Origin of the sequence: Vannielia sp. (assembly GCF_029212645.1) — a bacterium.
In the GTDB taxonomy this organism is placed as follows: domain Bacteria; phylum Pseudomonadota; class Alphaproteobacteria; order Rhodobacterales; family Rhodobacteraceae; genus Vannielia.
Genome location: NZ_JARGND010000036.1, coordinates 20210 through 30990, shown reverse-complemented (window position 1 = coordinate 30990; position 10781 = coordinate 20210). Strand labels below are relative to the sequence as shown.

Below are 10781 nucleotides of genomic sequence, written 5' to 3'. Positions count from 1 at the left end.
AACTTATTGATTTCGCATGTTCGAGAAGCTCAAAACCGGTTCCCACGTTTGAGCAACATGCTCTAGCCTGCTACCTGTTCGCGCAGGATCGAGGCGGTGAGCGAAATCATCAGGTAAATCCCCGAAAAGATGAACAGCGCCAGCAGGGTGTTTTCAAAGGCCTTCGGATAGGCCGCCTCATCCGGGGCCACCGGTGGCACGCCAAGCGACAGGAAGCGCACCTGCCGGTTGGCCTCGATGCGGGCCGATTCCATTTGCGCGGCGGCCTGTTGCAGCAACAGCTGCCGGGTTTGCAGATTGGCCTCTGCAATCCGCAGCTCACCGGTTTTCTTGGCGAGCGACGAGTTGCCATCCCGGGTCTGCGTCATCCGGGCACGCAGGTTGGCGATCAGGTCTTCAAGCCGACCAATCTCGCCCTCCAGCGCCTTCACCCGCGCCTCATTGGGCCGCCGATTGGAAAGTTGCTGCTCCAGATCAAGCTGCTTCTGGCTCACTTCCACCTCAAACTGCGTCACCTGGCTCTGGATCGAGGCGGATTCGCCCACAGGGTCCAGCACCCCCAGTTCTTCCTGAAGCCGCAGCACCTCTTGCTGGGCGTCAAGCACCCGCTGCTCGGCCACGTCAAAGCTTTCCTGCGCGCCGGTCATCTGATCGCCCCGCAAGCGGCTTGTCAGCTGGTCCACCCGCTCCTCGGCGTAGCTCAGCAACGCCACCGAGAACGTTTCGGAAAGCTCTGGCGTGGGGGCGATCACCTCCATCTTGAGGATGCCTTCGGTCGGGTCATAGCCGATCTTCACGCGCTTCTGGTAAATCCGGTAGGCGGCGGCATCGGTCGCGTCCTCGTCCAGCCGCTGCACCGGGTCGATATCGGGCTGCTGGAAGGCGGCCTTGAAGCCATGATCCTTGTCCAGCCGCCGCATCGCGGCCTCCGATTGCAGGTAGCTTTGCACCGTTGTGCTGTCTTGCTGGGTGGCCATGCCGGTGCCCTGAAACAGCCCGCCAAGCCCCATTGCGCCGCTCTGCGCCTCGGCCTGCTGGATCAGGAATTCCGATTTGGTGGCATACATCGGCGTCGCCAGCATGTAGTAATACCAGCCCGCGATAAACGTTGGCAGCAACACGAAAATCGCCAGCCGGGTGAAAAGCAGCGCCGATTTGCGCCGCCGCCGCTTGGCAATGTCACGCTGGATGCGGCCAATCTCGCTGGCGCGCTGTTCCAGCGGGTTAAGCTGGGGTTGTTGCGCGGGCATACCCACCTGTGTGCCGGGGCCGGGGTTGGCCACCTGCGGCAGATTGGGCTGCGCCTGCCCGGCGGGAAGCTGGCCCTTGGCGTTGTCCTGCACCAGTTCCAGCATATTGGCCCGCTTGAACGGGTCGATCCCGCGATCCCGCAGCTGCTTTACCGCGTCAAAATCGCTGGTCGGGGCCAGGCCGTGCTTTTGCGCCACCCGCCGCGCCATGCGTAACTGCCGCCCGGTCAGCCCTTCCTTGCGGATGTCGGCAATCGTGGCCTCGCTGGCCGCAGAGGCGGCCGATGTGACCTCGCCGTTCTGGCCGCTCTGGCCCTTCTGGGCTGCCGCCGATCCCGGCGAAGGCTCATCCATCATGCCGTGGCCGAAGCCATCATCATGGGTTTCAAACAGCTTCTCACCCTCGGCCACACCAGCGCTGGGCGTGGGCTTGCTCGGGGGCGTGGCTGCGGGGGCGGCCTGCTCGATCTTGCGTGCGGTTGCGCCATCGGTGGCGGCCATGGCGGCCTGCCCCGGTGTCAAAGGTGCGTCCCGCTTGATGCGGAATTTACTAGCCTTGGGTTTCGTAGTCATACAATTGCTTCGCTTCTTCCAAGGTTTCAAACATCGTCAACTGGCCATGGTTCAGAACCGCCGCCGAGCGGCAGAATTTTTCCAGCGTCGCCGCCTGGTGCGACACGATAATCACGGTCGCATCCTTCAGCCGGTCCCGCAAAATCGCCCCGGCGCGGCGGTTGAACTCCACATCGGTGGTAGAGGGCATGCCTTCGTCGATCAGGTAGATATCAAAGTCCAGCGCCAGCATGATCGAAAAGCAAAACCGCGAGCGCATCCCCGAGGAGTAGGTGCCCACCGCCAGATCAAAATATTCGTCAATATTGGCCAGCCAGCGCACGAAGGCTTCTACATAATCCGGGTCCAGCCCGTAAAGCCGCGCGATGTAGCGCACATTCTCGGTGCCGGTGTGCCGGTTGACGACCCCACCCATGAACCCCAGCGGAAAGGAGATGCGGCAGGCACGGTTGATCTCGCCCTCGTCAGGCTTTTCCAGCCCGGCCATCATGTTGATGACCGTGGTCTTGCCGGTGCCGTTCGGCGCCAGAATGCCAAGGCTGTTGCCCAGTTCCACGCGAAAGGAGGCGCGGTCAAGGATCACCTTGCGCTGTTTCCCGGTCCAGAAGGACTTGCTGACATTGGCGAATTCCAGCATCTGTCGCCTTTGGCTGCTCTGTTACACACTCTAACGGCGTTTCGTTAACGCAATGATATACGCCGCCAGTTAGGCAGCATTATGTCGCGCCGTCTTAGCGGTTTTCAACGCCATCAAGGTTAATTGCGTCATCAATGTGGCGCGATCAGCGATGATTTACCGCTATTCCGTCAACAATACCGAAAGAATCGGCGCAATTTATCCCGGTTGTTTCTGAACCCGGGTCAATTTGGCGACAACCAGCGAGATCCCCGCCGCCGCAAAGCTGAACAGCGCGCCCATCTTGGCGGCATCCTGCACCAGCCCCGCCGGAAAGGCGACCGAGGCCACGAACAGCGACACCGTGAAACCAATCGCCGCCACGCAGCCAACAACAAACAGATCACTGGTGCGCATCCCCGCCGGAAGCCCCAGCTTCATCGGGTAGGCAGCAAGCCAGCCCATCAGCATGATGCCCATCGGCTTGCCGATCAGCAGCCCCGCCAGCACCAGCCAGGTCGCCTCGCCAATGGCGATGAACTCAACGCCGGCGTTCAGCAGACCAAAGAAAAACAGGACCACCTCCACCGGGTGCTTCAACAAATGCTCGGCCTGGTTAAGCAGGTCGGTCAGGTATTGCTCGGCCTCGGAAAACAGGCCAAAGGCCCGGTCTGCATGGGGCAGGGTGGGCACAATGGGCAGCAGGCCCAACGCCGGGTGAATGCCCGCCTCCTGAAAGCCATACCAGCTGACACACCCCGCCAGCAAATAGGGCCAAACGTTGAGATGGGTCGCCACCCAGGTAGAGCGGGGCCGCACCTGATTGTGCGCGTCCAGCTTGCGCGGCAGCCAGTTGCACAGCACAAACACCGCCACAGCCGCGCCAAGCGAGAGCAGCAGCCACTCCGGCGCCAACGCGCCCGAAGGGTAAAAGATCGCCAGAATGATCAGGCCCGCCGCATCATCGGCAATCGCCAAAAGCAGCAGGAAACGCACCGCCGGGTGGCCCGCGCCAAACACCATGCGCCCCACCAGGTAGCTGAAGGCAATGTCCGTCGCGGTGGGGATCGCCCAGCCGTTGGCCACCGCTGAATAGGTGTCAGAGCCAAGGAAATAAGCGATGCCAAGGTAAACCACGATAGGCCCAAACATGCCGCCCGCCGTCGCCACCAGCGGGGTGGCCGCCTTTTTGCCGCGCAACGAGCCGTTGTCGAGGATTACCGCCTCCCACACTTCCTTGGCCGCGATGGCAAAGAAGAAGGCCATGAGCATATCGTTGACCAGATAATGCAGCGTGAGCGTGCGATGCCCGTCATGCAAACCCCCAATCGGGGCGTTCTCCCAGATCACGAAATGCACGAAGTGATGGTAGCTGTCGGGGTTCACATTGGCCCAAAGCAACGCGCTGATCGCGCCGAAGATGAGCAACAGAGAGTAGTTGGTGACGAAATTCCAGACGCGATACATGCCCCAAGTTTCCCCTGCCTGCCACGTTCGTTAACATTCAGGTACGCAAAACCGGGGCAGGGAGCAAGCGGCCCCCGCTGCTGCAATAGTGTGCGCTACCGCGCATACCAAATCAGAAATCGGCAGCCTGACGCGTTATGCGCCGCGCAAGGGAGGGGGGACAGGGCGGGACCAAGCCCTGCACCTCAGGCAATCGCGCCCCAGATCATCCCCGCGAGCAAGGCCCCGATGAGGGCAAAGCCAAGATAGGCCGCAAACACCCGCGGCTTCACCAGCGCCCAAACCGCCACCGCCGCCGGGATGCAGCTCACCCCGCCAGCCACCACAAAGGCCATCGCCGCGCCCTGGCTCATGCCTTGTGCCAGCAGCGCATCCACCAGCGGCACGGCGGCATAGCCGTTCAGGTAGGCCGGGGCACCGACAAGGGCGGCGATCATGATCGGGCGCAGCCCTTCGCCGCCCAGAAGCGAGGCGATCGACTCGGCGGGCACATAGGTCAGCATCACGCTTTCCAGAATGTAGGCCAAAACCAGCCACTTGAGCAGGAACAGCCCGTTTTCAAGCGCCGTGTCGCGGAAGGTTTCACGCCGCGCCGCCTCACCCCAGAATTTCCACTCGGGCTTGCCCTGGAACGGGGATTTCGCGCTACAGCAGGAGCCGCCCGTGGTTTTGGGCTTCAACGGGTCGGCAAACACCGCCGAGCGGGCAAAAACCATGGTCACGAAGCCGCCCAGCAGCCCCAGCCCCACGGCGGCCACCGTTTTGGCCGAGGCAAAGGCAAAGCCAAGCTCCCCGGCGGTGACGGAAAACATCGCCGGGTCCATCAGCGGCGAGGCCAGCCAAAAGGCCATAACGGCGCTCAGCGGGGCACCCACGGCGAGCAGCGCCGCAATGAAAGGGATCACCTGGCAGGAGCAAAACGGCGACAAGCCGCCAAGCAGCGCCGCCATCAGGATCATATGGGTTTCGCGCCCCTCAAAGGCCTTGGCGAGCAGCGATTCCGCTCCGCTGGCCTTGAGGTAGGCCACCGCCACCACCGCGAACAGGATGTAAGGCGCGGTCCGCAGGATCGCCTTCAGCGCAAACACCACCGTTGGCCAAAGCTCGCCCGGATCAAGCAGCGCAATCCCCCCGAGGATCAGCGCCGAAAGCAGCCAGGCCTTGGGCGCACGGCCCCACCAGTCACGCAACGACGAGCGGGGGGAGGGTTGGGTGACATCAGCCATGGTCGTGCTCTCCATTGGGAGCATCGGCGCAGCATTCCGCGAGCAGAAAATCGGTCAGCCCGCGAATTTCATCATAGGCGACAGCGGCGCAAATCACGCTGCGCCCCTGCTTCTTCTGGGTCACAAGCCCCGCCGCCGCGAGAATTTTCATGTGGTGGGTCAGGGTTGAGCCGGTCACCCCCGTCCGCTCCCCCAGATCGCCAATCCGCAGCCCCTCCGGCCCGGCGCGCACAAGGGTTCGCAACACGGCAAGCCGCTGTTCAGAGCCAAGTGCCGCAAAGGTTGAGGCGGCGGTGGCAAGCGAAAGATCGTCTGGGTGATTCATTTTCATGTTTCTAGAAGTATCGAAACCTTTCCTCCCGCGCAAGACATTTCGACAATCATCGAAATAACTACCGGACAGCCAATTCCTGCCCAGCCGCCAAACCTTTCCCAAAGGGGTGGAAACCTCTCGCCCCTCCCGTCACACTCGCCCCCATGCCCCTCCCTGATGACATCCGCGCCTGCCGCCTCTGCGCCGAGCGGTTCGCCGCCACCAAAACCGCCCATGCCCCGCGCCCCGTGCCCTGGTTCTCCCCCGGTGCGCGCATCCTCATCGCGGGGCAGGCGCCGGGGATGCGCGTTCATGAAACCGGCATCCCCTTCAATGACCGCTCCGGTGATCGCCTGCGCGATTGGCTCGGCCTCACCCGCGAGCAGTTCTATGATACTACCCTCACCGCGATCCTCCCCATGGCCTTCTGCTTTCCCGGCTACAGCGCCGCCGGGTCTGATCTGCCGCCCCCGAAAATCTGCGCCGAGACTTGGCGCGCCAAATCCCTCTCTCATATCGGCCCCGCCCCGCTCACCCTGCTGATCGGCGGCTACGCGCAGGGCTGGCACCTTGGCCCGGCGGCCAAAAAGGCAGGCGTCACCCGCACCACGGCGGATTGGCGCCGCCACGCGCCCACCACCTTCCCCTTGCCCCATCCGTCCTGGCGCAATACGGGGTGGCTGAAGAAAAACCCCTGGTTCGAGGCCGAGCTTCTCCCGGCCCTCAAAACCCGCGTCGCAGAGGTCTTGCCATGAACGACACACCGCTTGATTCCGCCCACGCCGCCATGGAAGCCGGCGGCGATGCCGAGCGCCTCGCCTTCTTTGCCCGCCTTGCGGATAGCGAGCTGTTCCTGCTGCTTGAGGCCGAGGCCGACGCAGGCACCATGACCCCGCAAAGCTACCAGACCGATGAGGGCGAGGTAATCCTTGCCTTTGATACCGAAGACCGCCTCGCCGCCTTCGCCAAGGGCACCGCCCCCTATGCCGCGCTCTCGGGGCGCTCGCTGGTGCATCTGGTTGAGGGGGAAGGGCTGGCGCTGGGGATCAACCTCGATGTTGCGCCCTCCGCCATCCTGCTGCCGCCCGAGGCGCTCACATGGCTGGCGCAAACCCTCGATCAAGGCCCGCAAGAGGCTGAGGATCTACCCGAGGAAATCTCTCGCCCCGATCTCCCCGAAGCGCTGCTGAAGGCGCTCGATGCCAAGCTCGCTTCCGCCACCGGCCTCGCCGCTGCGGCGCTGCTCGCCCGCATCACCTATCGCTCCGGGGCCGAGGGGCATCTGCTCGCCTTCACCAACCCCAAGGAAGGGGCCGAGCAGGCCCTCGCCACTGCGGTCAGCGAGGCACTCACCTTTTCCGGGTTGGAGGGGCTGACGCTTGATGTCACCTTCCTGCCCGCCGATGCACCAATCGCCGATGCCATGGCCCGCCAGGGGCTGCGCTTTGATCTGCCCCAGCCCAAGGCGCCGCCCAAACGCCCCGCACCCGGCTCTGATCCCTCAAAGCCGCCCAAGCTGCGGTAAGGCTCAGGCTCGCCACACAACGGGCCCTCTGACCCGACGCAGACTATACGTGAACCCCGGCGCGCCCTCTTGGATGGCGCAGTGTCCTTGCGCTGATTGTCACATCTATCGTCACGGTGGCCGCAACCGGACGTTCATCGTGGTCCATGCTAAGGTCTGCTGTGCGGACAAAGTGTAAGTTCGCTGCGTCGCCTCGAAGGTCCGCTCATGAATAGCCATAAGGCAAAAAGCATGCCATTGTTCAGTATGGACAAGGATATTCCCGAGCTCATTGGACGCCGCGTTCGCCTCCGCCCTTTTCATCTTTCGGATGTTGCGGGGAGGTTCGCGCTAGGACGCTCGCCGGAGATTGTGCATAGCTTTGGCGGCAACCCAGAAGGCCTTCCTCCATATCGAGAGAGAGACGCACAGTCTTGGGTAGAGAGGAACATCGAACATCCTCTTTGCTGGGCGGTTGAAGTCGATGACCGTTTGTTGGGCGAAGCGCGTCTCGGTGGGCTTGATCTGCATAACCGCAGAGCGCGCTTGGCAACTGGGCTCTACGACGTTTCACAACTAGGGAAGGGTCTCGGACGTGAGTTGATCAAATTGGTCTTATCGCATGCCTTCGGAACGATGAGATTGCATCGGGTCGATCTACGGGTCTTAGCATTTAATGAGCGAGCGATACGCTGTTATCGCGCCTGCGGTTTTGTCGAAGAGGGCCGGGAACGCGAGGGCGCTCGTATCGGTGATGTCTGGCACGACGACATTATCATGGGATTACTGGCAGAAGATTATCAGACTCAGGCTAGTTAGCCCTGTCTATCCAGCTAAGCCGACATTCATGCGGTGTGCAGCATCATGCAAAATGGGCTCAAACCGGCCATTCGCCGCGCCGCGCTGTAACGTCCGCTCCATGAAAAAGGAAAGAGGCCCGCCAAAAAAGGAACTCTTAGGTGGCCGTTTCCACAAGGCTTACGGTCGCTCGCGCTGCGCCGCACGCCGCCTTAACACCTGTCATCCATGCATTTTTGTATGTGCATGGGGTGTGCATCGGTTGTGCATCACTTGTGCAAGCCCCCTTTTTACGCTTAACGCGCTCCAGCCGCCTGACCCATGCAAATTTGCATGTCGGCGTGCCCGGCCCTAAAGCGCCGTCAAAAGGCAGGCGCTGACCAACCGCTCGGTGTCGTCCCGGCGGCAAAGTTCGGTGCCTTCGGTCATCACCGCCGCCGAGGCCGCCGCCATGCCAAATTGCAGCGCTTTTTCGGGGGCTTGCCCTCTGGCCCTCGCCAGCACAAAGCCGCCGACAAAGCTGTCACCCGCGCCCACTTTCGAGGCCACCGGCACATCTGCCCCGCCCGCATGCCACGCGCTGCCATCGGCCAGCGCCATCACCGAGCCACGCGCCCCTATCGCGACGATGACGCAGGCACTGGCACTCGTTAGAGAAGCCGCAAAAACCCTGACTTCCTCAATACTTGCAAGCTGCGTGCCCGATAAAAACCGCGCCTCGGCATGGTCCATCCGCAGCACCGCAGGGCCGATCCCCGGCGTTGCCAGCAGCCGCAAGGCCTCGCCCGAGGTGTCCACCACAAGCTCCGCTCCCCCCGCCGCCACAACCGCCGCAAGCGGGGGCAAAACATCCACCCCCATACCCGGCGGCAAAGAGCCTGAAAGCACCGCAATTCCATCGGGTTTTACAGCCATTTCAATGGCTTCCAAAAAGCGGGTGACATCCCCGTCAAACCAGTCCGGCCCCGGCAGTGAAAAGCGATATTGCTCGCCGGTTTGCCCGTCTGTCACCGCGATGCTCTGGCGGGTGTCGCCCGGCGCGGCAAAGCGGATCACCTCCAAGCCCCTGTCGCGCAAGCCTTTTTCCAGCCGATCCCCGGTGCCGCCGCCCAGCGCGACCAGCGCCTCGGAGCTGCCGCCAAGCTGATGCACCGCGCGGCTCACATTCACCCCGCCGCCACCCGGCTCCTCCGTGGTTGCGCCACAGCGCAGCTTCACGCCCGGTCGCACCCCGTCAACACTGGTCGAAAGGTCAAGAGCGGGATTCGGGGTGAGGGTCAGAATGGGGCGCATGGCGTTATTTAGAAGGGTCTCGCCAGCGATTTACAATAGGGTAACGGCGATCCAGCCAGAAGGCGTGTTTGGTCAGCCGGGTGCCGGGTGCCGATTGAAAGCGCTTGTATTCGCTCAGGTAGATCAGCCGCTCCACATGGCGCACCACATCATCGGCAAAGCCCTCAGCCACCACCTCGGCAACCGAGGCTTCATGGTCGATTAACAATTCGAGGATACGGTCAAGATCCTCATAGGGCGGCAGGCTGTCCTCGTCCTTTTGGTCGTCACGCAGCTCGGCGCTGGGCGGTTTGTCGATCACGCGGGCCGGGATCACCTCTCCCTGCGGCGCGGCCATCCAGGGCCTGTGGTTGGCATTGCGCCAGCGACAGGTTTCAAAAACGCGGGTTTTATATAGGTCTTTCAAGGGGTTATATCCACCCGCCATGTCGCCATAAATCGTCGCATAGCCTACGGCGACTTCCGATTTGTTGCCCGTGGTCAGCAGCATCTCGCCAAACTTGTTGGAAAGCGCCATCAGCAGCAGCCCGCGCAGCCGCGATTGAATATTTTCCTCCGTCAGCCCCGCCTCGGTGCCTTCAAACAGCGGGGCCAGCGCCTCTGTCACCGCTTCGCGCGGCCCGCTGATCGGCACATAATCATAGCGGCATCCCAGCCGCTCCGCGACGGCCTTGGCATCCTCCAGCGAATGCTCCGAGGTATATTCCGAAGGCAGCATCACACAGCGCACATTCTTTGGCCCCAGCGCATCTGCCGCAATCGCCGCCACCAGCGCCGAATCCACCCCCCCCGACAGGCCCAAAAGCGCCTGTTTAAACCCGGTCTTGGCGAAATAATCCTTTATTGACAGGACCATACACTGGTAATCCTGCTCCCACTCATCGGGCAAATGCGCCAGATCACCCGGCACCGCGCGCCAGCCCTCAGGGCCGCGCTCAAGGTCCAGATGCGCGAGGCCCGTCTCGAAAACCGGCATCTGCAACACCAGCTCACCACCGGGGTTCAGCACAAAACTGCCGCCGTCAAACACCTGGTCATCCTGCCCGCCAACCATGTTGAGGTAGATCAGCGGCAAGCCGGTTTCGACGACCCGCGAAACCATCAGGTTCACCCGCGTTTCCATCTTGCCGCGATAGTAGGGCGAGCCATTGGGAACCAGCAAAAACTCCGCGCCCGTCTCGGCCAGCGTCTCGGCCACATCCTCGTGCCAGGCATCTTCGCAGATCGGGCTGCCAATGCGCACATCGCCCACCGCATAAGGCCCGCCCAGCGGCCCGGCGTTGTAAATGCGTACCTCGTCAAACACCGTTTCATTGGGCAAATGGTGCTTCAGCACCCGGCTCATCACCTTGCCGCCCTTGAGGATGAAATAGGCGTTGAACAGCTTCTCCCCCTCCGGCCACGGCCCGCCAATCGCAATCGCCGGACCATCGGCACAGTCAACCGCCAGCTGCTCGATATGGGCCACCGCATCGGCGGCAAAAGCCGGGCGGTCCACCAGATCCTGCGCGTTGTAGCCGGTGATGAACATCTCGGTCAGCGCCAGCAAATCCGCCCCCGCCGCTTTCGCCTCGCCCCAGGCGTCGCGCGCCTTTTCGGCATTGCCCGCAAGGTCACCCAACACCGGGTTCAACTGGGCAAGGGTAATGCGAAATCTGTCGGCCATGGGCTGCGTCTCCTGAGGTCCCCGGAGGGTTCACCCGACTTAGCAGATTGACGCTGAAGTGAAAGGCCGGGTTGG

10 protein-coding genes are annotated in these 10781 nt (G+C 62.5%); 3 read left to right on the top strand and 7 right to left on the bottom strand.

Annotated features, from left to right (window positions below; translation table 11 throughout):
- Nucleotides 1–62 precede the first annotated feature (62 nt).
- The 5 genes from P1U55_RS11880 to P1U55_RS11860 form a co-directional block, all read right to left on the bottom strand.
- On the bottom strand, nt 63–1823 hold the full coding sequence (locus P1U55_RS11880; RefSeq protein WP_301047815.1) for a capsule biosynthesis protein: 1761 nt from the start codon (nt 1821–1823) through the stop codon (nt 63–65).
- Nucleotides 1801–2460: an ATP-binding cassette domain-containing protein gene (locus tag P1U55_RS11875; RefSeq protein WP_301047813.1), complete on the bottom strand. Its 660-nt coding sequence runs from the start codon at nt 2458–2460 to the stop codon at nt 1801–1803. Before P1U55_RS11875 ends, P1U55_RS11880 begins: the two co-directional genes overlap by 23 nt.
- Nucleotides 2461–2658: 198 nt before the next feature.
- A complete protein-coding gene (locus P1U55_RS11870) occupies nt 2659–3906 on the bottom strand; it encodes a Na+/H+ antiporter NhaA (RefSeq protein ID WP_301047811.1) in 1248 nt (415 codons plus the stop codon).
- A gap of 185 nt (nt 3907–4091) precedes the next feature.
- Entirely contained in the window at nt 4092–5132 is a 1041-nt protein-coding gene (locus P1U55_RS11865) for a permease (RefSeq protein WP_301047810.1), read from the bottom strand.
- Entirely contained in the window at nt 5125–5463 is a 339-nt protein-coding gene (locus P1U55_RS11860) for a metalloregulator ArsR/SmtB family transcription factor (RefSeq protein ID WP_301047809.1), read from the bottom strand. The genes P1U55_RS11865 and P1U55_RS11860 overlap by 8 nt, the downstream gene beginning before the upstream one ends.
- A 146-nt stretch (nt 5464–5609) precedes the next feature.
- On the opposite strand from P1U55_RS11860, the gene P1U55_RS11855 reads away from it, so the two are divergent.
- The 3 genes from P1U55_RS11855 to P1U55_RS11845 all read left to right on the top strand — a co-directional run bounded on the left by P1U55_RS11855 (nt 5610) and on the right by P1U55_RS11845 (nt 7768).
- Nucleotides 5610–6200: a uracil-DNA glycosylase family protein gene (locus P1U55_RS11855; RefSeq protein ID WP_301047808.1), complete on the top strand. Its 591-nt coding sequence runs from the start codon at nt 5610–5612 to the stop codon at nt 6198–6200.
- The gene (locus P1U55_RS11850) at nt 6197–6970 is read left to right on the top strand and encodes an SseB family protein (protein WP_301047807.1); all 774 of its coding nucleotides are present in this window, start codon (nt 6197–6199) and stop codon (nt 6968–6970) included. Before P1U55_RS11855 ends, P1U55_RS11850 begins: the two co-directional genes overlap by 4 nt.
- 207 nt (nt 6971–7177) lie before the next feature.
- Nucleotides 7178–7768, top strand: a complete 591-nt coding sequence (locus tag P1U55_RS11845; protein WP_301047806.1) for a GNAT family protein — start codon at nt 7178–7180, stop codon at nt 7766–7768.
- A gap of 330 nt (nt 7769–8098) precedes the next feature.
- Here the strand turns inward: P1U55_RS11845 and P1U55_RS11840 are convergent, their stop codons facing one another.
- Nucleotides 8099–9040, bottom strand: a complete 942-nt coding sequence (locus tag P1U55_RS11840; protein ID WP_301047805.1) for a 1-phosphofructokinase family hexose kinase — start codon at nt 9038–9040, stop codon at nt 8099–8101.
- A 4-nt stretch (nt 9041–9044) separates the two neighbouring features.
- A complete protein-coding gene (locus tag P1U55_RS11835) occupies nt 9045–10706 on the bottom strand; it encodes an NAD+ synthase (RefSeq protein WP_301047804.1) in 1662 nt (553 codons plus the stop codon).
- Between the last annotated feature and the right edge of the window lie 75 nt (nt 10707–10781).

Bases quoted from the DNA above. Each gene is read 5' to 3' on its own strand.
- P1U55_RS11870 (WP_301047811.1), bottom strand. From the start codon at position 3,906: ATGTATCGCGTCTGGAATTTCGTCACCAACTACTCTCTGTTGCTCATC.
- P1U55_RS11845 (WP_301047806.1), top strand. From the start codon at position 7,178: ATGAATAGCCATAAGGCAAAAAGCATGCCATTGTTCAGTATGGACAAG.
- P1U55_RS11840 (WP_301047805.1), bottom strand. From the start codon at position 9,040: ATGCGCCCCATTCTGACCCTCACCCCGAATCCCGCTCTTGACCTTTCG.
- P1U55_RS11855 (WP_301047808.1), top strand. From the start codon at position 5,610: ATGCCCCTCCCTGATGACATCCGCGCCTGCCGCCTCTGCGCCGAGCGG.
- P1U55_RS11875 (WP_301047813.1), bottom strand. From the start codon at position 2,460: ATGCTGGAATTCGCCAATGTCAGCAAGTCCTTCTGGACCGGGAAACAG.
- P1U55_RS11880 (WP_301047815.1), bottom strand. From the start codon at position 1,823: ATGACTACGAAACCCAAGGCTAGTAAATTCCGCATCAAGCGGGACGCA.
- P1U55_RS11865 (WP_301047810.1), bottom strand. From the start codon at position 5,132: ATGGCTGATGTCACCCAACCCTCCCCCCGCTCGTCGTTGCGTGACTGG.
- P1U55_RS11850 (WP_301047807.1), top strand. From the start codon at position 6,197: ATGAACGACACACCGCTTGATTCCGCCCACGCCGCCATGGAAGCCGGC.
- P1U55_RS11860 (WP_301047809.1), bottom strand. From the start codon at position 5,463: ATGAAAATGAATCACCCAGACGATCTTTCGCTTGCCACCGCCGCCTCA.
- P1U55_RS11835 (WP_301047804.1), bottom strand. From the start codon at position 10,706: ATGGCCGACAGATTTCGCATTACCCTTGCCCAGTTGAACCCGGTGTTG.